We start from the raw sequence: 21,385 nt of genomic DNA on the forward strand, positions 1-21,385 counted from the left end.
TCGCTAGTGTTATTTCAAAAGGAATCTCCAACCCCAGAAGAATCTGAGGCCGGGGATGTCAACATATCTGGCGTTGACTTTTGGCACGCTGTTGAGTTCTCAAGGAACGGACGCTTCCTTCGAGCCGCCTTCCAGCGGGCCCTCCGGGCGCTTCGTTCTTTCGTGTTTCCAGCTTATCAGATGTTTTCCGCTCCGTTTCCGGGGCTTCGTCATCCAACTCGCCGGTGTCTTCCGGGGCTTGACGCCCTGTCCGACGTTTCAAACTCTAGCCGACCCCCGCTCCGAAAAGCGAATCCGACCGCAATCCGATAAAACGCGCACGCCAAATAAACACCGAGCCGCAACGCGAAAAGCGAAACGACCGGCATGAACCGGAAGTGGTGTTTCAAGGGATTGGCCGCCCCGGGACCGTCCGCGCAGATGCGTGTCCGGTGCCCCCTGTCGAGCGACTAGAGAACACTACCCCTCTCCGGCGCTTGGGGCAAACCGGTTCCGGGGACGGTCCGGGTGCAGAGCGCACGGCCCTGCTTCACGTACTCGCCGTTGGGGTGGTCGTTGCCGGTGACCCAGCGCAGCGCGGTGGCCTCGTCCCGGCCGCCGTCTCGGTGGCGGCGGAGCAGGCGTTCCTCGCGAACGGCGTCGTCGGTGTCGACGTACCAGAGTTCGCGCAGCAGTCGGCGGGCGTCCGACCAGGGGGTGTCCGCGGAGGCGAGGTAGTTGCCCTCGGTGATGACCAGGCGGGTGTGCGGGCGGACGACGTGTCGGGCGGCGACCGGTTCGTCCAGGGTGCGGTCGAAGTCAGGGACGTAGATGTCCTGGAAGCGGTCGGCGGCGACCCGGCGCAGCAGGGCCAGGTAGCCGTGGGCGTCGAAAGTGGCGCGGGCGCCCTTGCGGTGGCTCAGTCCGAGGCGGTCGAGCTGGGCGGCCGAGAGGTGGAAGCCGTCGAGCGGGAGGTACGCGGCGGTGCCGGGGCCTTCGATGCGTTCCACCTGGGCGACGAGGTGGCGGGCGAGGGTGGACTTGCCGGCTCCGGGCGGGCCGGCAAGTCCGAGGATCGTACGGGCGTTGCTGCCCGGGCCGCGGAGGAGTCCGAGGGCAAGGGCGGTGAGGCGGTCCTCGTTCATGGCCGCACCCTACTCACTCGTCCCGGCCCGGCGGCCGGTCTCAGGCGAGGGCGGGCTGGTCCAGGGTGAGGGTTCCCGCGTCCGCGTCGAGCAGGGCGGAGACGCCGAGGGGGACGGTGAGGGTGGACGGGCAGTGGCCGAAGCCCAGTTCCCAGAGCACGGGCACGCCGAGACCGCCGAGGCGGTCGAGCATCACGTCCCGGACCCGTTCGGGCCGTCCGCAGCCCTCCCAGGAACCGAGCGCTATACCGGCCACGCCGTCGAGGGCACCGGAGCGCAGGAACTGGGTGAGCAGGCGGTCGAGCTGGTACGGGTGCTCGTTCACGTCTTCGAGGACCAGGATGCCGTCCGCGTAGGAGGGGCGGGCGGCGGAGGTGCCGCGCTCGGCGGCGAGGACGTGGACGCACCCTCCGGCGGTGATGCCGCGGGCGCGGCCGGGGACGAGTGCGCCGGCGGCGGGCGAGGTGAGGACGGTGGTGGCGGCGGGGTCGAAGAGGGTCCGGCGCAGGTGTTCGGCGGTGGGGCCGTCCTCGGTGAAGGAGGAGGCGGCCGCCATCGGCCCGTAGAGGGTGGCGAGGCCGAGGTGCCGGGCGAAGGCCTCGTGCAGGGAGCTGACGTCGCTGAAGCCGATGAAGGGCTTGGGGCGGGCGGCGCGCATCGCGGTCCAGTCGAGCAGCTCGACGATGCGGTGGACCCCGTAGCCGCCGCGGGCGCAGATGACGGCGTCGACGGTGGGGTCGAGCCAGGCGGACTGGAGGTCGGCGGCGCGGTCGGCGTCGGTGCCGGCGAGGTAGCCGAGGGTGGGGTGGGTGTCGAGGACGTGCGGAGCGACGGTGACGCGCAGGCCCCAGGAGCGCAGGATCGCGCAGCCGGCGGTGAGCCGCTCGGGGTCGATCGGGCCGCTGGGGGCGACGACGGCGATGTGGTCGCCGAGGCGCAGCTGCGGCGGGCGGGTCAGTCCCTGGCCGGGCGTGGTGGGTTGCTGGTCCATGGACCGGGCCTTTCGGGGAAGGGGCGGGGCTGCGGGCGGCCTCGGGGTGTGGTCGAGGCCGCCCGGTGACGATATGCCCGCGGGTCGACCGGCCGATGTCCGTGGACGGGCGGTCCGCGGTGACCGGGCGGACCGCGGTGGGTCCGCCCGGGTTGAGGCCTCTTCAGATCGCCCCCATCACCTCCCGCACCTCGGCGAGGGTGGCGTCGGCGATGGCGTTGGCGCGCTCGGCACCGTCGTGCAGGACCTTCCGCAGGTGGCCGCGGTCGGCGGCGAGCTCGGCGCGGCGGGCGCGCAGCGGGCGGAAGTGCTCGTTGACGGACTCGGTGACGGTGCGCTTGAGCGCGGCGGCACCACCGCCGCCGATCTCCTCGGCGACCGCCTCGGGGGCGCGGTCCTGGCAGAGCGCGGCGAGGAGGACCAGGCCGGACACCTCGGGGCGGTTCGCCGGGTCGTAGGTGATGTGGCGGTCGGCGTCGGTCCTGGCGCCGCGGATGATCCGGGCGGTCTCGTCCTCGGTGGCGCCGAGGGCGACGGCGTTGCCGCGGCTCTTGCTCATCTTGCCGCCGTCGGTGCCGAGCAGCATCGGGGCCTCGGAGAGCAGGGCCCGGGGGCGGGGGAAGACGGCGCTGCCGTCGGTGTGCGGGTAGCGCTCGTTGAAGCGGCGGGCGACGGTGCGGGCGACCTCCAGGTGGGGCAGCTGGTCCTGGCCGACCGGCACCAGGTCGGCCTTGCAGAACAGGATGTCGGCGGCCTGGTGGACGGGGTAGGTGAACATCAGCCCGTTGACGGCGGCCTGGCTGGAGTGGGCGATCTCGTCCTTGACGGTGGGGTTGCGGCTCAGTTCGGCGACGCTGACCAGGCTGAGGAAGGGCAGCAGCAGCTGGTTGAGGGCGGGGACGGCGCTGTGCGCGAAGATCGTGGCGCGCTCGGGGTCGAGGCCGGCCGCGAGGTAGTCGAGGACGAGGTTCTCGGTGTGCTCGGCGAGCCGGTCGGCGATGTCGCGGTCGGTGATGACCTGGTAGTCGGCGACCAGGACGAACATCTCGACGCCCTGGTCCTGGAGGAGGACCCGGTTGCGCAGGGTGCCGAAGTAGTGGCCGAGGTGGAGCGGGCCGGTGGGGCGGTCCCCGGTGAGGACGCGGTGGGCGGCCGGGTCGGTGATCGGGCCTGCGGTGGCCGGTTCGTCGGCGTGCGACGCGGAAGTGGTCGACGCTGAAGCGGCCGGGGTGGAAGCGGCCGCTGTGGGGGCGGTCAGGGCGGCGGTGTTCGGGACGGCGTCGGTCATCGGGTTTCTCCCTCGGTACGGCGGTGGTGGTGGCCGTCCGGGGCGAGGGGCCCGTCCCGCGGGGGAAACGCAGCAGGGCCGTCCATCCCGGACGGCCCTGCTCAGGCGAGTGTGGTGGCCGTCCTAGGACGGCCACCAGCACAGGCCCTTGAAGCTCTTCATGGCTCCAACGATAGCGTCAGTCCTCCACGACCAGCGCGGGGGTGTCCTTGCGCAGCGTCTCGCCGCGGAAGAACTCCGGCCGGATCGCGCCGTACCAGGTCATCAGCCCGGCGCCGAGCAGCAGGATGCCGACGCCGATCACGAACACCGAGCCGATGCCGAAGACGGAGCCGCTGCCGTAGTCGGGGGCCCAGGCGTCGGTGAGGGTCTGGAGGAAGACCGCGCTCAGCAGGAGGCCGCCCACCAGCGGGGCGGCGCCCTTGAGCAGCAGGTCGCGCACGCTGGTGCGCAGCGAGCGGCGGAAGTACCAGACGCAGGAGAAGGCGGTCAGCGCGTAGTAGAAGCAGATCATCAGACCCAGCGCCAGGATGGTGTCCTGGACGACGTTCTCGCTGATCAGGCTCATGCCGACGTAGAAGACGGCGGTGGCGACGCCGGCTGCGACGGTGGCGTAGCCGGGGGTGCGGAAGCGCGGGTGGACGGCGCCGAAGCGCGGCGGCACGGCGCGGTAGGCGCTCATCGCGAGCAGGGTGCGGGCCACCGGGATGAAGGTGGTCTGCAGGCTGGCGGCGGCGCTGGCGACCACGGCCAGGAAGAGCAGGATGCTCCACGGTGAGCCGAGCACCGGGCGGGCGAGCGCGGCGAAGACGTTGTCGGCCGTCGCCGGGTTGCCGAGGCCGTTGCCGGTGGTGCCGACGCCCGCGAACATCTGGGCGGAGATCGCGACCAGCAGGTAGGAGCCGACCAGGGTGACCATGGAGATCATCGCGGCCCGACCGGGGGTCTTGGCGCTGCCGAGGGTCTCCTCGTTCATGGTGAGGCAGGTGTCCCAGCCCCAGTACATGAAGATCGACAGCGACAGCCCGGCGGTGAACGCGCTGAACGAGCTGACCTGGAGCGGGTTGAGCCAGGAGAACGAGAAGCCGATCGAGTCCGGAAGGTCCCCGGCGGCGGCCTTGCCGATGGCGATGGCCGAGAAGAGCACCAGGACGGCCAGCTGGAGGGCGACCAGGCTGTACTGGAACCACTTGGTGGCCGTCATCCCCCGGTAGCTCATCGCGGTGGCACCGGCGATCAACAGGACCACGGTGAGCAGGTGGACGGCCTTGTTCTGGTCGAGGTCGGAGATCCAACTGCTGCCGGTCATCTCGCCGAGCATCAGGTAGAGGAAGTTCGTCGCGACGCCGGCCAGGTTGGAGAGCACGATGATCGTCGCGACGGTCAGTCCCCAACCGGCCATCCAGCCGACCCGGGGGCCGAAGGCCTTGACCGTCCACGTGAAGGACGTCCCGCAGTCCGGGAAGTCCTTGTTCAGCTCCTTGTACGCGAACGCGACGAGCAGCATCGGCAGGAATCCCGCCAGGAACACCGCGGGCATCTGAACGCCGACCGCGGTGACGGTCGGTCCGAGCGTCGCGGTCAGACAGTAGACCGGGGCGACCGTCGAGACGCCCAGCACGACGCTGCCCAGCAGGCCCACCGAGTTGCCCCGTAGACCCTTGTCCCCCGCTCCCCCAGCCGTCCCCTGGTCGGGAACGCCACCACTGATGCCACTGACCGGGGCACCCTGCGGAGCGCCGGGCGCCATTGCCCGGCCGCTGCTTGTGTGCTCTGAGAGCTGCTGATCAAACACCAACGCACTCTAAGGGGAAGGAGGAAGGTTGAATAGACCAACTCTTGGTGATTTTATGCACTTACGATGACGTTTGACTCTCCGGAGGACTTCCCCGATAAGCGGGCACGACGGACAACAAGATAGGTTTGCCTCACCTAACTCTGACCGTCCCGTCCAACCGCGAAGGAGCGTCGCGTGGCCCCCACCCCCGACGATCTGGCCCTCGTCCCCCGCACCCCCTCCCGCCGCCGATTCCTCACCGCCGGGGCGACCGGCGCCGCCGTGCTCGGCCTCGGTGGGCTGCTCGCCGCCTGCGGCGGCTCCGGCGGATCGGGCGCCACCGGCGGCAGCGGCGGCGCGAGCCCGGGCGGTGGCGGCTCCTCCCCCGACCAGAAGTCGGTCAAGCAGGGCGGCGACGACTACGCCAGCGTGATCGAGAAGATGAAGGGCTTCGGCACCGACGCCGCCCCCGGCGTCTACCCGCGCACCGTCAGGCACGCCCTGGGCGAGACCGTCATCCCGGCCAAGCCCACCCGGGTCGTGGTGCTGGACACCGGCGAACTCGACAACATCGTCTCGCTCGGCATCCAGCCGGTCGGCGTCGTCTACGCCGACGCCTCCAAGTCCCTGCCCTCGTACCTGAAGGACAAGGCCGGCAGCCCCGCCGCCGTCGGCACCATCAACAGCCTCAACCTGGAGGCCATCGCCGCGCTCAAGCCCGACCTGATCCTCGGCAGCCAGCTGCGCGCCCAGGACCAGTACGCGCAGCTGTCCAAGATCGCGCCGACCGTCTTCTCACTGCGCCCCGGCTACCCCTGGAAGCAGAACTTCCTGCTCAACGCCGCCCCGTTCGGCCTGGAGGCCGAGGCCAAGGCCCAGCTCGACGCCTACCAGGCGGCCGCCACCGCGATCGGCGCGAAGCTCGGCGACAAGCGGCCCACCATCACGCCGCTGCGCTTCATGCCGGGCCGGACCAGGCTCTACGCCGAACTCTCCTTCATCGGCACCATCCTCACCGACGTGCCGCTGCCGCAGCCCGCGATCGAACAGGTCAAGGAGCTGGCGGTGGAGGTCAGCCCGGAGCAGATCGACAAGGCCGACGCCGACTGGATCTTCTACGGCGTGTACGGCAGCCCCAGTTCGACCAACCAGGACGCGGTGCTCGGCGGCGCGCTGTGGAAGACGCTCGGTGCGGTCAAGTCCGGTCAGGCCCGGCCGGTTTCGGACGAGACCTGGTTCCTCGGGCTCGGCGTCATGGCGGCGCACGCGGTGCTCGCCGATCTCAAGGGCTTCGTCGCGCCCGGCAGTTGAGCCGATGCACCGGGTCGGGGCGGCGGTGATCTCCCGACGATCACCAGGTGGTCTCGGGCACACGCCCGGGAATGACGCTTGGAGCTGGTCGCGCGGTGCGGGAGGATCGTCGGGACCATCCGCCGAAGGGCCCGCCGATGACCTCGCTCCACCCCACCGCCACCGACCCGTCCCTGCCCGGTCCGCCCGCGGACCGCGCCGGGTCCTCACCCCCGGCCGGCGGCCCGCCCGTCGCAGCCGTCCCACCCGTTGTGCCCGTTGTGCCCCTTCCATCCGGGCGTTCCGGTCCCGCGACTGCTCCGGCGTCCGCTCCCGCCTCCGTGCCGGTCTGCTCGATCGTGACGGTGGCCGAGGGCGGCACGGCGGCAGCCGGTACCACCGGCGCCCCGGTGCGCCAGAGCGGTGCCTGCCGCCACGACTCGGTGCCGCAGCCGCGCACCCGGGGGGACGCGGAGGCCTACCTCCTGCCCGCGACGGGTCCGTCCCCGGCGACGGGTGATCCGGCTGATCCGGCTGATCTGGCTGATCCGACGGCGGAGCGGCTGCGGGCGGCGTTCGCCGACCGGCTGCGGGCCGCGCGCGCCGAGGGACGCTCGGTCGCCGAGCTGGCGGCCGCGTGCCGGCGGTCGGCCGAGGAGGTGCGGGCGCTGCTCGGCGAGCAGGCCGGGGACGGCTCCTCCGACGGGGACCACCCCTCCGACGGAGTCTGGCCGGGGGTCGTCCGGCTCCAGCAGTCGTCGGCGCCCGCAGAAGGCAGCCGGCCCTCGCCGGTGCTGCGTTCGGCGCGCGAGGAGGTACGGAGCTACGGCTCCCGACGGCCGTCGCCCTCGCGCCGGCTGCGCCGGATGCACCCGCAGGCCGACCGGACCGGGCAGGAGGCGGCCGCACGGGAGACGGCCGCGACCGACCCGGTCGGGGCGGAGCCACGTGGTACCGGGTGGGCGGGTGAACTGACCGGTGCAACGGGGTCGGTGAGCGATCACCTGCCGTCGGCCACCGCCGCCGTCGCACCCGGTTCCTCCGTCGCGCCCGGTTCCGCCGTCGCGCCTGGCGATGCCCTCGCGCCCGGCGATGTCGTCAGGCCCGGTGACATCGTCGAGGTGTCCCGGGCCGAACCGCCGCTCGGCGTCCTGATCGGCGGCAGCCCCGGCCAGCCCGAGGTCGTCGTCGGTCGGCCGGAGGAGCGGGCGCCGGTCCGGTCAGCCGCGGAACCGATCCGGGTCGGCCGCGGCACCAGCCTGGTGGTGCTGCCCTCCTGGCGCCCCGCGATCGCCGTCTCGGTGTCGACCGAGCAGCTGCTGTCCGAGACCGGGCTCACCGTCGAACAACTGGTCGGCGCCCGGCTGACGGTGCTGATGAACCCCTGGGCGCTGCACGACCGGGAGCTGGAGCTGCACGGCTGGGAGCCCAGCCCGACCGGGCGGGGTCGGCGCGGCGGGCGCGGATAGCGCGGGCCGCCGGGACCGAGGGCTCGCTGCCGGCCGCCGGAAGGACGGGAGGCCCGGACAGGCCCTAGCGGACGACCGGTCCGTTGGGGATGTAGCCGAGGTCGACGGGCACCGGTGGGCGCCCGTCGACCGCCCAGCCCGAGCGGACCGCGTCCAGCAACTCCGGTAGCCGGGGCGGCCAGAGCGCGTCGCCGTTCTCGTCGGCGAGGTCCGCCGGGGTCCACCAGCGCCAGTCGAGGATCCGGTCCTCGGCGTGCACCGCGCTGACGTCGCCGACCGGGCCGCGGTGCGGGCCGGCGGTGAGGTAGATGTGCTCGTGCTGGCGAACCGGAGTGCCGTGCCAGGTGAAGTCGTGCTCCCAGGTGCAGAGCAGCGGGCCGGGTTCGAGGTCGGTCCAGCCGGTCTCCTCCGCCAGTTCGCGCCGGGCACCGGACCGCGGGGTCTCGCCCTGCTCCAGTCCGCCGCCCGGCGCCGTCCAGTGGACGCCGACCTCGTCGTTGTCCGAACGGAGCAGGAACACCGAGCCGTTCGCGTCCAGGACCACCGTGCGGGCGGCCTGCCGGGGAACGCGTTCGCGGGGTCGCAGCAGTCTTCGCATCGGGACACTCTGACAGCGTCCGCACCGGGCGTCGAGCGAATTCACCGGCCGGGAAGCCCACTTGGGTCGGGCCGCGCTCCGGACCCGCGCCGACCGGCCCCACGGCCGCCCGGCCGGCCGTACCCTGACCGCCATGCCCGTACCCTCGATCATCTTCCCCGCCGATCCGCTCAACCCGCGCCGGCCCGACCCGCACTTCGCCTGGGAGGCCAGGCTGCTACGGGAGTTGGGCGGTGAGCACCACCTGGTCGACCACGACGCGCTGCTCGCCGGGCTCGCCGGGGAGGCGGTCCGGCGGGTGCCCCCGGGCAGTGGCCCGCTCTGGTACCGGGGCTGGATGCTCCCCTCCGCCCGGTACGCCGAGTTCGCCGCCGCGCTCACCGTCCGCGGCGGCAACCTGCTGACCACCGCGCCCGGTTACGCGGCGGCGCACGAACTGCCCGGCTGGTACGGCGTGTTCGAGGGGGCCACCCCGCCCAGCGTCTGGATCCCGTCCACCGGCACGGCGGCGCCCGGGCCGCAGGAACTGGCGGAGGCGGCGGCCCGGCTCGGCGGGAGCGGGCCGGCGATCGTCAAGGACTACGTGAAGTCGCGCAAGCACGAGTGGTACGAGGCCTGCTACGTACCCGAGTTGGCCGACCTGGCGGCGGTCGGCCGGGTGGTCGGGCGGTTCGTCGAACTCCAGGGCGAGTTCCTGGTCGGCGGGGTGGTGCTGCGGAGGTACGAGGAGTTCGAGCGGACGGGCTGCGCAGCGGGCGGGGAACCGGACGGCGCGAACGGCCCGGACGGGCTGGCCGTGGAGGCCCGGGTGTGGTGGCTGGACGGCCGACCGGTCCTGGTCGGGCCGCACCCGGACACCCCGCACCAGCAGGTCCGGCCCGACCTCACCGAGGTGCCCGCGCTGGTCCGAAGACTCGGCTGCCGCTTCGTCACCACCGACCTCGCCAGCCGGGCCGACGGCTCCGGCTGGCGGGTGGTCGAGGTCGGGGACGGGCAGGTGAGCGACCTGCCGCACGGGATCGACGCCTCGGGACTGCTGGCCTCGCTGATCGCCTCCTGACGGGACGGACCGGCCGCGGCCTGCCGGGCGACCGCCTGCCCGGCGGGACTGCCTACCCGGCGGCGACCGCCTCGGCCGCCGGGTGCCCGTCCGCGATGAACGCCTGCCAGAGCCGCGCGTACGCACCGCCCCGGGCGAGCAGTTCGGTGTGCGTGCCGTCCTCGACCACCCGGCCGTGGTCCAGCACGACCACCCGGTCGGCGCGCTCGGCGGTGGTCAGGCGGTGGGCGATGACCAGGGTGGTGCGTCCGCCGCTGAGCCGGTCCGCGGCCTGGTTGACCGCCGCCTCGGTGGCCAGGTCGAGCGCCGCGGTGGCCTCGTCCAGCAGAAGGATGTCCGGGTCGACCAGCTCGGCCCGGGCCAGGGCGATCAGCTGGCGCTGGCCCGCCGAGAGGTTCCGGCCGCGGCCCGCGACCTCGTGGTCGTAGCCGCCCGACAGCCGGAGGATCATGTCGTGCGCGCCGACCGCCCGGGCCGCCGCCTCCACCTCGGCCGCCGAGGCGCCCGGCCGGCCGTACGCGATCGCCTCGCGGACGGTGCCCGCGAACAGGTACGCCTCCTGCGGCACCACACCCAGGCGGTGGCGGTACTGCGTCAGGTCGTAGCGGGTGAGGTCCACGCCGTCCACCCGGACGGTGCCGGCCGTCGCGTCGTAGAACCGGGCGACCAGCTTCACCAGCGTCGACTTGCCCGCGCCGGTCTCGCCGACCAGTGCCACCGTCTGACCTGCGGGGATGTGCAGGTCGACGTCGCTCAGCACCTCCGGGGAGCCGTCCGCACCGCCGTTGTAGGCGAAGCCGACGCCCTCGAAGGCGATCTCGCCGCGCAGCCCCTTGACCACCGGGACCGGGTCGGCCGCCGGGGCGGTGGAGGTCGGAGTGCGCAGCAGCTCGCCGATCCGGCCGAGGCCCACCGAGGCCTGCTGGTAGCCGTCGAACACCTGGGACAGCTGATTGACCGGGGCGAAGAACAAGTCGATGTAGAGCAGGTAGGCGACCAGCGCGCCGACCGTCAGCGTCCCCGCGTCGACCCGGGCCGCGCCGACGATCAGCACCAGGGCGGCGGCCGCGCTGGAGAGGAACTGGACGAACGGGAAGTAGAGGGAGATGTACAGCTGCGCGCGGACCCGGGCCTCGCGGTAGGCGACGCCGCGGGCCACGAAGCGGTCGGTGTTGGTGTCCAGGCGGCGGAAGGCCTGGACGATCCGCATGCCGGCCACGTTCTCCTGGAGGTCCGCGTTGACCGCGCTGATCAGGTCGCGGGAGCGCTCGTACTGGTCCTTGGACTTCCGGCGGAACACGAGAGTGGCGATCACCAGCAGCGGCAGCACGGCGAAGACCACCAGGGCCAGGCCGGCGTCGATGACCAGCAGGGCGACGAAGATCCCGGCGAAGGTCAGCAGGCTGACCACGGCGGTGACCATGCCGGTCTGGAGGAAGGACGTCAGCGAGTCCAGGTCGGTGGTCATCCGGGTCATGATCCGGCCGGTCAGCTCGCGCTCGTAGTAGTCCAGGCCGAGCCGGTTGAGGTGGGCGAAGATCTTGAGCCGGAGGGTGTAGAGCACGCGTTCGCCGGTGCGGCCGCTGACCCGGTTCTCGGCGCTCTGCACCACCCAGTCCAGCAGGACGATGACCAGGGCGGTGATCGCGGCCACCGCGACGCCCGCCATCAGGCCCTTGCGGACGCCCTGGTCGATGCCGTGCCGGATCAGCACCGGCAGCACCAGGCCGGCGGCGGCGTCCAGGACGAGCAGCACGAAGGCGACGGCCAGCGGGACCCGGAAGGGGCGCAGCAGGCGGCGCAGGGTGAAGTCGGGGTCTCCGGCCTCGGCCTCGGCGCGGGAGACGGCGGGGGTGTCGGCGGCCGGCGGGAGGGCGGCGACCCTGGCCAGCAGGTCGGGGTCGGCGGTGCGGGCGGCCTTGGCCAGGGCGGGGGTGGAGAGGGTGGGGCTGGGGACGGTGGGGGCTGCCGGGGACTGCTGGGCCTCGGGGGCGAGCTGGCCGGGCTGGGGTGCGGGTGCGGGCTGCGGCTCGGGGGTGCGGCCGGCCTCGGGGTCGGTGATCAGGGCCCGGTACTGGGGACATCGGGCATCGAGTTCCTCGTGCGTACCGATGTCCAGCAGCCGGCCGCGCTCCAGGATGGCGATCCGGTCGGCGAGTTGGAGGGTCGAGCGGCGGTGGGCGATCAGCAGGGTGGTGCGGCCGGTCATCACCGAGCGCAGCGCGTCGTGGATCTCGGCCTCGATCTGCGGGTCCACCGCCGAGGTGGCGTCGTCCAGCAGCAGGATCCGGGGGTCGGTGAGGATCGCCCGGGCCAGGGCTATGCGCTGGCGCTGGCCGCCGGAGAGGGTCAGGCCCTGTTCGCCGACCTTGGTCTCGTAGCCGTCCGGCAGGGCGCGGACGAACTCGTCGGCCTGGGCGGCGCGGGCGGCGGCGAGGATCTGCTCGTCGGTGGCGTCCGGGCGGCCGTAGGCGATGTTGGTGCGGACCGACTCCGAGAAGAGGAAGCTCTCCTCGGGGACGATGCCGACCGCCGCGCGGACCGAGTCCAGGGTGAGGTCGCGCAGGTCGTGGCCGTAGAGCCGGACGGCACCGGCCGCCGGGTCGTAGAAGCGGGGCACCAGCTGGGCGACCGTCGACTTGCCGGAGCCGGAGGCGCCGACCAGGGCGAGGGTCTCGCCGGGGGCCAGCTTCAGGCTGAGGCCGTGCAGGACGGGGGCGGGGTGCTCGGGGTCATAGCGGAACTCGACCTGGTCGAACTCCAGGGCGACCTCGGGGTTCCGGGGGCCGACGGCGGCGCCGCCCGAAGTGCTGTCCGTCGCGTCGTCCGTGGTGTCGTCCGGCACGAGGTCCGGGGTGCCGCCGTGCGTGAGGTCCAGGGTGAGCGCGTCCGGGCGCTCCTGGACCAGCGGGCGCTCGTCGATCAGCTGCAGGACGCGCTCGACGCCCGCCCGGGCCTGCTGGCCCACCGTGATGACCATGGTCAGCATCCGCACCGGGCCGGTCATCTGCGCGACGTACGTGGAGAAGGCGACGAAGGTCCCGAGCGAGACGCTCCCGTCAACGGCCAGCCAGCCGCCGAAGGCCAGCACCGCGACCTGGGCGAGGGCCGGTATCGCCTGCATCGCCGGGTTGTAGCGGGCGTTGAGGCGGATCGACCGGAGCCGGGCGGCGAAGAGGTTGTGGGAGGCCTGTTCGAGCTTGTCCTGCTCCTGCGCCTCCTGGCCGAAGCCCTTGACCACGCGGACGCCGCCGATCGCGCCGTCCACCACGCCCGCGACGGCGGCCGCCTCCTGCTGGGCGACCCAGGTCGCGGGGAACAGGCGCTTGCGGCTGAGCACGCTGAGCCACCACAGCACGGGGGCCATCACCAGGGCGATCAGGGTGAGCGGCGGGGACAGCCAGACCATCACGGCCAGCGACATGACGAACATCAGCAGGTAGCCGGTCATCATCGGCAGCATCGAGAGCAGGCCGTTGATCAGCTGGAGGTCCGAGGTCGCGCGGCCCACCACCTGACCGGTGTCCAGGCGGTCCTGACGGTGGCCGTCCAGCCGGCCGAGCGAACGGAACAGGTCGCTGCGCAGGTCGTGCTGGACGTCGACGGCAAGCTGGCCGCCGTAGTAGCGGCGGACCTGGGTGCAGCCGAAGACCACGACGGCGGCGAGCAGCAGCACCACCGCCCAGGGGGTCAGCGAGCGGGTGTGGGCGACGATGACGTCGTCGATGATCAGCTTGGTGACCAGCGGCACCAGCGCGGTGACGGCCATGCCGAGCAGGGAGGCGCCGAAGGCGAGCAGCAGGCTGCGGCGGGACCGCCAGCTGTAGCCGATCAACCGGCGCAGCCAGCTGCCGCTCCCGGCGGGGGCGTCGGCAGGCTGCCCGCCCAGGGCGGGGGCGGGCAGCTCGGCGGGGGCGGGCTGCCCGGCGGGGGCGGGCTGCCCGGCGGGCACGTCGGCGCTCGGCTCGGGGTGGGGCCCGGCGGGTGTGCGGGTGGGCTGCGGGTCGCCACCGGGGACCGCCGGGTTCGAGCCGGGGGCCGGTGAGCCGCTCGGAGATTGCTCCACCGTGGATCCGTGAGTCTCAGGCATATTTAGGAATGCTAACCATTTCATCAGATGGCCGCCATGGCATTTCCGGCCGCGCAAAATGGCCGGGTGGGTGCCGAAGCAGCCCGGATCGTCCGGTCCGGTGGATTGGCCAACAGCGCGCGGCCTGCGGTGATTCCCACAGAGCACCCACGCGGCCCACCGTCCCCGCTTGCTTCCAGGGTCCCCGACGGGCCGCCGAACGCCCAATGGCCCGGGGATGGAGAGGCCCCGTTCGTTGGGCCTAGGGCGCGTGGGCGACCGGCCGCACGCGGGCCGGTCCGCCGCGGACGAGGTCGACCGGCTGCCGACCGGCTGCCGGCGGGGCCGAGGCTCAGGCGCGCGCGGTCGCGGCGTCGGCGGGGCCGAGGCTCAGGCGCCCGCGAGGCCGAGACTTAGGCGTCCGCGGTCGCGGCGCCGCCGGCGGCGGCGGCGAAGGCGCCGTGGGCGAGGGTGTGGAGCAGTGCGGCCATACCGTCGCGCTGCAGGCCGGTGCGCTCGCCCTGGACCGGGTTCGAGCCGAGGCTGTGCGGGGTCGAGTTGATCAGGCCGAAGACCGCGTGGACGGCCGCCCGCGCCACCGGTTCGGCGGCGGGGTCGGCCAGCGGTGGGTAGGCCTGCCGGACCACGTCCACCCACAGCTCGACGTAGCCGCGCTGGAGCCGGCGGACGGTACGGCGGTCCTCCTCCTTGAGGTTGAGCAGCTCGCGGTCGTGCAGGGTGATCAGGTCGCGGTCGTCCAGCGCGAAGTCGACGTGGCCGCTGATCAGCGCGTCCAGCGCGGCGGCCGGGCCGTCACCGCCGCCCGCCCGGCGCCGCCCCTCCTCCAGCAGGCGCTCGCTGATGCCGACCAGCAGGTCGGCGAGCATCGCGTCCTTGCCGGCGAAGTGGCGGTAGAGCCCGGGGCCGCTGATGCCGACGGCCTTGCCGATCTCGTCCACCCCCACGCCGAGGAAGCCCCTGGCGGCGAACAGTCGCGCGGCCTCCTTGCGGATCTGGTCACGGCGTGGGAGCGCGGAGGCTGCGGGGACGTTCGGCATGCTGCCCATCGTAGACAGTCGGGTTATCGGCCGTTAACCTGGGCGCGTAAGTTAACGTTAATTAACGTGAGGGCCACGGGGCGCACAGCACCCGGTGCCCACCCGCTGCCGAGGGCAAGGGAGCTCTTGGGAATGGTCATCTCAACCACCGGCGCACCCTCCGGCGTCCGGCCAGGCGCCGCGACCGGCACTGCGGCGGCACCGGGTGCCGTACCGCCGGGATCCGCCGCTCCGGCACCCCGGCTCGGCACCTCCGTCGACCCGGGCTCCACGGCCTACCGGGAGAACACCGAGGCGCACCGGGCACTGGTCGCCGAGCTGCGCGCGAAGCTCGACGCGGCGGCCCTCGGCGGCGGCGCCAAGGCCCGTGCCCGGCACACGGCGCGCGGCAAGCTCCTCCCCCGCGACCGGGTGGACACCCTGCTCGACCCGGCCTCGCCCTTCCTGGAACTGGCCCCGCTGGCCGCCGACGGGATGTACGACGGGGCGGCGCCCGCGGCCGGGGTGATCGCCGGGATCGGCCGGGTCGCCGGACGCGAGGTGGTGGTGGTCGCCAACGACGCCACCGTCAAGGGCGGCACCTACTACCCGATGACGGTGAAGAAGCACCTGCGCGCCCAGGAGGTCGCGCTGGAGAACCGGCTGCCCTGCGTCTACCTGGTCGACTCCGGCGGCGCCTTCCTCCCCATGCAGGACGAGGTCTTCCCGGACCGCGACCACTTCGGCCGGATCTTCTACAACCAGGCCCGGCTCTCCGCCGCGGGCATCCCGCAGATCGCCGCCGTGCTCGGCTCCTGCACGGCCGGCGGCGCGTACGTCCCGGCGATGAGCGACCAGGCGGTGATCGTCCGCAACCAGGGCACGATCTTCCTGGGCGGGCCGCCGCTGGTGAAGGCCGCCACCGGCGAGGTGGTCACCGCCGAGGAGCTGGGCGGCGGCGAGCTGCACTCCCGCACCTCGGGCGTGACGGACCACCTGGCCGAGGACGACGCCCACGCCCTCTCCATCGTCCGCACCATCGTGGCCGGGCTCGGCCCGCGCGCGGCCAAGCCGTGGCCGCTCGCCCCGGTCGAGCCGCCGACCGTCGACCCTGCGGGCCTGTACGGAGCCGTCCCGGTCGACCCCCGCACGCCCTACGACGTGCGCGAGGTGATCGCCCGGCTGGTCGACGGCAGCCGCTTCGCCGAGTTCAAGGCCGAGTACGGCGCGACCCTAGTCACCGGCTTCGCCCGGATCCACGGCCACCCGGTCGGCATCGTCGCCAACAACGGCGTCCTGTTCTCCGAGTCGGCCCTCAAGGGCGCCCACTTCATCGAGTTGTGCGACCAGCGCGGCATCCCCCTCCTCTTCCTGCAGAACATCACCGGGTTCATGGTCGGCCGGCAGTACGAGGCGGGCGGCATCGCCAAGAACGGCGCCAAGATGGTCAACGCCGTGGCCTGCACCCGCGTCCCGAAGCTGACCGTGGTGATCGGCGGCTCGTACGGAGCCGGCAACTACTCGATGTGCGGCCGGGCCTACTCACCTCGCTTCCTGTGGATGTGGCCGGGCGCCAAGATCTCCGTGATGGGCGGCGAGCAGGCGGCCTCCGTCCTCGCCACCGTCCGCCGCGACCAGCTGGAGGCGCACGGCGAGGAGTGGCCGGCCGAGGCGGAGGAGGAGTTCAAGCGCCCGGTCCGCGAGCAGTACGAGCGCCAGGGCAACGCCTACTACGCCACCGCCCGGCTCTGGGACGACGGCGTGATCGACCCGATGGACACCCGCACCGTCGTCGGCCTCGCCCTCACCGCCTGCGCCAACGCCCCGCTGGCACCGCCCGCGCCGTACGGCGTCTTCCGCATGTGACCCCTCGTGCCGCACCACCTGCCCCTTCGTGATGTGACCCCCGATGTGACTCCTCTCTTCCGGGTGTGACTCCCACGGCGTCGGCCCGCCCCCGGGCCGACGCCAAGCCGCCCACCGCCACCTCCTTCGTACGGCTCCCCTCGACCCGGAGGAACGCCTCCCATGTTCGACACAGTTCTGGTCGCCAACCGCGGCGAGATCGCCCTGCGGGTGATCCGCACCCTGCGGCGGCTCGGTGTCCGCTCGGTCGCCGTGTTCAGCGACGCGGACGCCGACGCACCGCACGTCCGCGAGGCCGACGTCGCGGTCCGGCTCGGCCCGGCCGACCGCAGCGACAGTTCGGCGGCCGAGACCTACCTGCGGACCGACCAGATCCTCGCCGCCGCCCGCCGCACCGGCGCCCAGGCCGTCCACCCCGGCTACGGCTTCCTCGCCGAGAACCCCGGCTTCGCCCGCGCCTGCGCCGACGCGGGCCTCGCCTTCATCGGACCGCCGCCCAACGCGGTCGAGCTGATGGGCGACAAGATCAACGCCAAGGAGGCCGTACGGGCCGCCGGCGTCCCGGTGGTCCCCGGCAGCCAGGCCACCGCGCCCACGGACGAGGACCTCGTCGCCGCCGCCGACGAGATCGGCTACCCCGTCCTGCTCAAGCCCTCCGCCGGTGGCGGCGGCAAGGGCATGCGCCTGGTGCGGGACCGCGCCGACCTGCCCACCGAGATCGCCGCCGCCCGTCGTGTCGCCCGGACCGCCTTCGGCGACGACACCCTGCTGCTGGAACGCTGGATCGACCGGCCGCGCCACATCGAGGTGCAGGTGCTCGCCGACGCCCACGGCGCCACCGTCCACCTCGGCGAGCGCGAGTGCAGCCTCCAGCGCCGCCACCAGAAACTGATCGAAGAGGCTCCCTCCGTTCTCCTCAATGCCGAGACCCGCGCCGCGATGGGCGCCGCGGCCGTCCGCGCCGCGGAGTCCTGCGGCTACACCGGGGCCGGCACCGTGGAGTTCATCGTCCCCGGCATCGACCCGGACGCCCCCGCCTCCGCCGCCGAGGGGGTGCGGGACTTCTTCTTCATGGAGATGAACACCCGTCTCCAGGTGGAACACCCCGTCACCGAGCTCGCCGTCGCCGTCGGTGCGGACTCAGCCCGACTCGACCTGGTCGAGTGGCAGCTGCGCGTCGCCGCCGGCGAACCGCTCTCCTTCACCCAGTCCGACATCTCCTTCCTGGGCCACGCCATCGAGGCCCGCATCTGCGCCGAGGACCCTGAACGGGACTTCCTGCCCACCGGCGGCCGCATCCTCACCCTGGACGAGCCCCGGGGCGAGGGCATCCGCGTCGACTCCGGGGTCGCCCCCGGGACCGTCGTCACCAGCGCCTACGACCCGATGCTCGCCAAGGTCATCGCGTACGGGCCCGACCGCCCGACCGCGTTGCGCCGGCTCCGCGCCGCGCTGGCGGACACCCGCATCCTGGGCGTCACCACCAACACCGGCTTCCTGCGTCGACTGCTCGCCCACCCCGAGGTCGTCGCCGGCCGACTGGACACCGGCCTGGTGGAACAGACGGCCCTGCAGCAGCCGGCCCTGCTCGCCTCGCCGTACTCCCCGTCGAACGCGGCCGCCACGGCCGGGGCCACGGACTCCGCCCGCCCCGTGGACGGGGCGGACCCCACGGCGACCGAACCAGCGTCACCTGCCCACCTCCTCTCCTACGCGGCCGCGCTGGCGCGGCACCTGGAACTCACCCCGGCCGCCGACCCCGGCGGCTGGACCGACCCGTTCTCCTTCCCCTCCGGCTGGCGCCTGGGCGGCACCCCCGCCTGGACCACCCACCGACTCCGTACCCCCGGCCGGGATCCGGTCTCGGTGCGCATCCGTCCGATCACTGCGGGCAACGTAGCCGACCCCACCGACATTCCCGGCGAGTTCACCCGTGAGGTGGAACTCCGGCTCGACTCCGGACCGGTCCACCGGGCCCGCGCCACCCTGGCCGGCGACCGGCTGCACCTGACCGTGGACGGCCTGCAGACCACCTTCGCGCTGGCCGCCGACCCCGCCCCCGGCGCCGCCGCCGGCCCGGTGACCTGGCTCGGCATCGAGGGCGACGCCTGGCCGCTGCACGCCTACGACCCGGCCGTCGAGAGCGCCGCCGGGGCCGCCGCCCACCACGGCGCCCTGACCGCCCCGATGCCCGGCACCGTCACCGTCGTCAAGACCGCCGCGGGCGAAGCCGTCCGCAAGGGCCAACCCCTGCTCGTGCTGGAGGCCATGAAGATGGAACACGTGATCGCCGCGCCGCACGACGGCGTGGTGGCCGAACTGCGGGCCACCGCCGGGGCCACCGTCGCGATGGAGGACCTGCTGGTCGTGGTCACCCCGGCCGAGGAGGCCGCCGAGCCCGCGGAGGTGCGGTCGTGACCTCCCCCGCCCGCGAGCCCGACGCCCTCGACCTGGGCCTGCCCGACCCGGTCCGCGCCCCCGGCCTGCCCGAGGAGGTCCGGATCCACGAGGTCGGACCGCGCGACGGACTGCAGAACGAGAGCTCCCTGGTGCCCGTCGAGGTCAAGGCGGAGTTCATCGCGCGGCTCGCGGCCGCCGGGCTGCGGACCGTCGAGGCCACCAGCTTCGTTCACCCGAAATGGGTACCCCAGCTCGCCGACGCCGAGGAGCTGGTCCCCAGGCTCGCCGACCTGCCGGAGCGCCACCCCGGCCTGCGGCTGCCGGTGCTGGTGCCCAACGAGCGCGGCCTCGACCGCGCGCTCGCCCACCACGTCACCGACGTCGCGGTGTTCGCCAGCGCCACCGAGACCTTCGCCCGCCGCAACCTCAACCGCTCGGCGGAGGAGGCCATGGCGATGTTCCGCCCGGTCGTGGCCAGGGCCACCGGGGCCGGGGTCGCGGTCCGCGGCTACCTGTCGATGTGCTTCGGCGACCCCTGGGAGGGGCCGGTCCCGGTCGACCAGGTGGTCCGGTACGGCGTGCAGCTGCTGGAGATGGGCTGCGCGGAGCTGAGCCTCGGCGACACCATCGGCGTGGCCACGCCCGGCCAGGTGGGCGCCCTGCTGGCCGGCTTCGCCCGGGCCGGCGTGACGCCCGACCGGCTGGCCGTGCACTTCCACGACACCTACGGCCAGGCGCTCAGCAACACCCTGGCGGCGCTGCGCGAGGGCGTCACCACGGTGGACGCCTCGGCGGGCGGCCTGGGCGGCTGCCCGTACGCGAAGAGCGCCACCGGCAACCTTGCCACCGAGGACCTGGTGTGGATGCTGCACGGGCTCGGCGTCCGGACCGGCGTCGACCTGCGCGCGCTGGTCGCGACCAGCGGCTGGATGGCCGGGCGCCTCGGCCGCCCGAGCCCCTCCCGCACCGTCCAGGCGCTGATCGGCACCACCCGGGTCTGACCCGCCCGCGGCACGACTCCCCGGCGCCGGCCGCCCGAAGGGTCCGGCCGGCGCCACCCCCATCCGACGACCACACCGCGCGACCGTCACACCGTCAGACGGACGCCGGTCATCCCGCTCACGCCCGCGGCCACCCCGGCCGGGCGCCAGGAGGATCAGATGCTCGACCACCGGCTCAGCAGCGAGTACGAGGAACTGCGGCGCACCGTCGCCGAGTTCGCCCAGGACGTGGTGGCGCCGAAGATCGGCGAGTTCTACGAACGGGAGGAGTTCCCCTACGAGATCGTCCGCGAGATGGGGCGGATGGGCCTGTTCGGCCTGCCCTTCCCGGAGGAGTACGGCGGCATGGGCGGCGACTACTTCGCCCTCGGTATCGCCCTGGAGGAACTCGCCCGCGTCGACTCCTCGGTGGCGATCACCCTGGAGGCCGCCGTCTCGCTCGGCGCGATGCCGATCCACCGCTTCGGCACGGAGGAGCAGAAGCGCGAGTGGCTGCCCCGGCTGACCTCCGGCGAACTCCTCGGCGCCTTCGGCCTCACCGAACCGGAGGGCGGTTCGGACGCCGGGGCCACCCGGACGACCGCGCGGTACGACGAGACCACCGACGAGTGGGTCATCAACGGCACCAAGTGCTTCATCACCAACTCCGGCACGGACATCACCGGACTGGTCACCGTCACCGCGCTCACCGAGCCGATCGCTCGTTCGAGTGAAGAGGGCGAATTCCGCTCGCCTGTACGGGAGATCTCCTCCATCATCGTGCCCACCGGGACCCCGGGGTTCCAGGTCTCGAAGAAGTACTCGAAGGTCGGGTGGAACGCATCCGACACCCGCGAACTGTCCTTTACCGACTGCCGCGTCCCTGCGGCCAACCTGCTGGGCGAGCGTGGCCGAGGCTACGCCCAGTTCCTGCGGATCCTCGACGAGGGCCGCATCGCCATCGCGGCCCTGGCCACCGGCCTGGCCCAGGGTTGCGTGGACGAGTCCGTCAAGTACGCCGGCACCCGCCGGGCCTTCGGCCGCCCGATCGGTGCCAACCAGGCCATCCAGTTCAAGCTTGCCGACATGGAGCTGCGCGCCCACACGTCCCGCCTGGCCTGGCGGGACGCCGCCTCCCGGCTGCTGCACGGCGAACCGTTCAAGAAGGAGGCCGCGATCGCGAAGCTGTACTCGTCCGAGGCCGCCGTCGACAACGCCCGCGAGGCGACCCAGATCCACGGCGGGTACGGCTTCATGAACGAATTCCCGGTCGCCCGCTTCTGGCGTGACTGCAAGATTCTTGAGATCGGGGAGGGCACGTCTGAGGTCCAGCGCATGCTCATCGCCCGGGAGCTCGGCGTCACGTCGTGACGATCACTTCCTGATGGTCACCTCCTGAGCCGGGGCCGCCGGGCCGACCAGGTCAACACACTGCT

14 protein-coding genes are annotated in these 21,385 nt (G+C 73.1%); 7 read left to right on the plus strand and 7 right to left on the minus strand.

The genetic code is table 11. From position 1 onward, the window contains the following. Positions 1–449: 449 nt before the first annotated feature. From RZ50_RS14375 to RZ50_RS14390, 4 genes are all read right to left on the minus strand, one after another. The gene (locus RZ50_RS14375) at positions 450–1,124 is read right to left on the minus strand and encodes a nucleoside/nucleotide kinase family protein (RefSeq protein ID WP_196948487.1); all 675 of its coding nucleotides are present in this window, start codon (positions 1,122–1,124) and stop codon (positions 450–452) included. 40 nt (positions 1,125–1,164) lie between these two features. After that, entirely contained in the window at positions 1,165–2,115 is a 951-nt protein-coding gene (locus RZ50_RS14380) for an LD-carboxypeptidase (protein ID WP_196948486.1), read from the minus strand. 163 nt (positions 2,116–2,278) lie between these two features. Beyond that, positions 2,279–3,403, minus strand: coding sequence for a tryptophan--tRNA ligase (trpS, locus tag RZ50_RS14385; RefSeq protein WP_196948485.1), 1,125 nt, complete (start codon positions 3,401–3,403; stop codon positions 2,279–2,281). 178 nt (positions 3,404–3,581) lie between these two features. Then, positions 3,582–5,153, minus strand: coding sequence for an APC family permease (locus RZ50_RS14390; RefSeq protein ID WP_196948484.1), 1,572 nt, complete (start codon positions 5,151–5,153; stop codon positions 3,582–3,584). A 222-nt stretch (positions 5,154–5,375) separates the two neighbouring features. On the opposite strand from RZ50_RS14390, the gene RZ50_RS14395 reads away from it, so the two are divergent. Together RZ50_RS14395 and RZ50_RS14400 are read left to right on the plus strand one after the other, a co-directional pair. Further along, on the plus strand, positions 5,376–6,491 hold the full coding sequence (locus RZ50_RS14395) for an iron-siderophore ABC transporter substrate-binding protein (RefSeq protein WP_308271629.1): 1,116 nt from the start codon (positions 5,376–5,378) through the stop codon (positions 6,489–6,491). Between the two features lie 320 nt (positions 6,492–6,811). Next, positions 6,812–7,939, plus strand: coding sequence for a hypothetical protein (locus RZ50_RS14400; protein ID WP_196948483.1), 1,128 nt, complete (start codon positions 6,812–6,814; stop codon positions 7,937–7,939). 64 nt (positions 7,940–8,003) lie between these two features. Here the strand turns inward: RZ50_RS14400 and RZ50_RS14405 are convergent, their stop codons facing one another. Next, positions 8,004–8,537 (minus strand): NUDIX hydrolase, encoded by a 534-nt coding sequence (locus tag RZ50_RS14405; RefSeq protein WP_254802488.1) that lies wholly within the window; start codon positions 8,535–8,537, stop codon positions 8,004–8,006. Between the two features lie 133 nt (positions 8,538–8,670). On the opposite strand from RZ50_RS14405, the gene RZ50_RS14410 reads away from it, so the two are divergent. Next, entirely contained in the window at positions 8,671–9,597 is a 927-nt protein-coding gene (locus RZ50_RS14410) for an ATP-grasp domain-containing protein (protein ID WP_196948481.1), read from the plus strand. Positions 9,598–9,649: 52 nt separating this feature from the next. Here the strand turns inward: RZ50_RS14410 and RZ50_RS14415 are convergent, their stop codons facing one another. Together RZ50_RS14415 and RZ50_RS14420 are read right to left on the minus strand one after the other, a co-directional pair. Continuing rightward, entirely contained in the window at positions 9,650–13,486 is a 3,837-nt protein-coding gene (locus RZ50_RS14415) for an ABC transporter ATP-binding protein (RefSeq protein WP_196948488.1), read from the minus strand. 593 nt (positions 13,487–14,079) lie between these two features. Continuing rightward, on the minus strand, positions 14,080–14,724 hold the full coding sequence (locus RZ50_RS14420) for a TetR/AcrR family transcriptional regulator (protein WP_196948365.1): 645 nt from the start codon (positions 14,722–14,724) through the stop codon (positions 14,080–14,082). 132 nt (positions 14,725–14,856) lie between these two features. Here RZ50_RS14420 and RZ50_RS14425 point away from each other — a divergent pair, with 132 nt between their 5' ends. The 4 genes from RZ50_RS14425 to RZ50_RS14440 all read left to right on the plus strand — a co-directional run bounded on the left by RZ50_RS14425 (position 14,857) and on the right by RZ50_RS14440 (position 21,320). Continuing rightward, positions 14,857–16,569: a carboxyl transferase domain-containing protein gene (locus RZ50_RS14425; RefSeq protein ID WP_254802489.1), complete on the plus strand. Its 1,713-nt coding sequence runs from the start codon at positions 14,857–14,859 to the stop codon at positions 16,567–16,569. A 162-nt stretch (positions 16,570–16,731) separates the two neighbouring features. Then, a complete protein-coding gene (locus tag RZ50_RS14430) occupies positions 16,732–18,987 on the plus strand; it encodes a biotin carboxylase N-terminal domain-containing protein (RefSeq protein ID WP_196948364.1) in 2,256 nt (751 codons plus the stop codon). After that, on the plus strand, positions 18,984–19,970 hold the full coding sequence (locus RZ50_RS14435) for a hydroxymethylglutaryl-CoA lyase (protein ID WP_308271630.1): 987 nt from the start codon (positions 18,984–18,986) through the stop codon (positions 19,968–19,970). The genes RZ50_RS14430 and RZ50_RS14435 overlap by 4 nt, the downstream gene beginning before the upstream one ends. Positions 19,971–20,129: 159 nt before the next feature. Continuing rightward, positions 20,130–21,320, plus strand: coding sequence for an acyl-CoA dehydrogenase family protein (locus RZ50_RS14440; protein WP_196948363.1), 1,191 nt, complete (start codon positions 20,130–20,132; stop codon positions 21,318–21,320). The last annotated feature ends 65 nt before the right edge of the window (positions 21,321–21,385 follow it).

The sequence above is a fragment of the Kitasatospora sp. SUK 42 genome, assembly GCF_015776785.2.
GTDB lineage: Bacteria > Actinomycetota > Actinomycetes > Streptomycetales > Streptomycetaceae > Kitasatospora.

What these genes read in the sequence shown, in the direction of transcription:
- RZ50_RS14375 (WP_196948487.1), bottom strand. Translation starts at nt 1,124, where the DNA reads ATGAACGAGGACCGCCTCACCGCCCTTGCCCTCGGACTCCTCCGCGGC.
- RZ50_RS14380 (WP_196948486.1), bottom strand. Translation starts at nt 2,115, where the DNA reads ATGGACCAGCAACCCACCACGCCCGGCCAGGGACTGACCCGCCCGCCG.
- trpS (WP_196948485.1), bottom strand. Translation starts at nt 3,403, where the DNA reads ATGACCGACGCCGTCCCGAACACCGCCGCCCTGACCGCCCCCACAGCG.
- RZ50_RS14390 (WP_196948484.1), bottom strand. Translation starts at nt 5,153, where the DNA reads ATGGCGCCCGGCGCTCCGCAGGGTGCCCCGGTCAGTGGCATCAGTGGT.
- RZ50_RS14405 (WP_254802488.1), bottom strand. Translation starts at nt 8,537, where the DNA reads ATGCGAAGACTGCTGCGACCCCGCGAACGCGTTCCCCGGCAGGCCGCC.
- RZ50_RS14410 (WP_196948481.1), top strand. Translation starts at nt 8,671, where the DNA reads ATGCCCGTACCCTCGATCATCTTCCCCGCCGATCCGCTCAACCCGCGC.
- RZ50_RS14420 (WP_196948365.1), bottom strand. Translation starts at nt 14,724, where the DNA reads ATGCCGAACGTCCCCGCAGCCTCCGCGCTCCCACGCCGTGACCAGATC.
- RZ50_RS14425 (WP_254802489.1), top strand. Translation starts at nt 14,857, where the DNA reads ATGGTCATCTCAACCACCGGCGCACCCTCCGGCGTCCGGCCAGGCGCC.
- RZ50_RS14430 (WP_196948364.1), top strand. Translation starts at nt 16,732, where the DNA reads ATGTTCGACACAGTTCTGGTCGCCAACCGCGGCGAGATCGCCCTGCGG.
- RZ50_RS14440 (WP_196948363.1), top strand. Translation starts at nt 20,130, where the DNA reads ATGCTCGACCACCGGCTCAGCAGCGAGTACGAGGAACTGCGGCGCACC.